Here is an 869-nt window from a genome sequence, read left to right on the forward strand (position 1 = left end):
GGCTCAGGCGGCGTTGCCGAGGGCTCGGTTGCGGTTGGCTTGGTGGACGCCCTCGTCGTAGAGGACGCCTCGGGTGAGGCAGTGCCAGAGGATCTCCAGCCAGCGGTTGCCGAGGGCGCGCAGGGCGGCGTGGTGGCTCTTTCCGGCCTTCATTTTGGCGTCGTAGAACTCACGGGCCCAGCCGCTTCTGGTGAGGCTGCAGAAGGCCCATTGGTGGACGGCGGTGCCGAGGTAGCGGTTGTGCGCCAGCCGGCGGGCGACGACGAAGTCGCTCTTGCCGGAGCGGCGGGTGACCGGGGCCTGTCCGGCGTAGCACTGCAGTCCGTTCGGGGTGTCGAACTGGTCGATGTGTTCGCCGATCTCTCCGGCGACCCGAGCGGCGAGGATGTCTCCCAGGCCGGGGAAGCTCAGGTAGATCGCCCCGCCTGGGAAGGCATTCGGCGGGTCGGGGTCCTTGACGGTGTGGTCACGGCCGGTGCGCCGGCCGCCGAGCAGCAGCTCGGTCATCCGAGCCGCCCAGCCGCGGCGGGCCTCGTGCAGGGCCAGCAGCTGCACGGCGGCCAGCCGGATGCCGGCGGCCTTGGCCCGCACGAGGTAGTCGCGGGTGGGCAGCGAGGGCGCGGCAAGTGCGTCGGCCACCTTGTCGGCGAACCGGTCGGGCCAGCCGTGCTTGCCGGCCCGGGCGAACGCGGTCAGTTCCTCGCGCGCAGCGGCGGCGAGCTCGGCCTGGGTGGGCCAGCGCTCCAGCAGCCGCAGCACGGTGGGCGCGCCGAGATCGCCGCCGGTGATAGCCAGCGCCGCGGGGTAGGTGATCTGCAGGTCGGCGCGCAGCCGGTTGAGCAACCGCCGCTGGTCGCGGGCGGCGCGCT

The 869-nt window shown here is 73.0% G+C and carries 1 protein-coding gene; it reads right to left on the reverse strand.

Annotated elements, in window-relative coordinates:
* Positions 1-3: 3 nt before the first annotated feature.
* Positions 4-869 (reverse strand): transposase (locus ACK586_RS25455; protein ID WP_409333323.1); only part of this gene is annotated, 866 nt, incomplete at its 5' end.

Source organism: Trujillonella humicola (assembly GCF_046233715.1).
GTDB classification, from domain to species: Bacteria; Actinomycetota; Actinomycetes; order Mycobacteriales; family Geodermatophilaceae; genus Trujillonella; species Trujillonella humicola.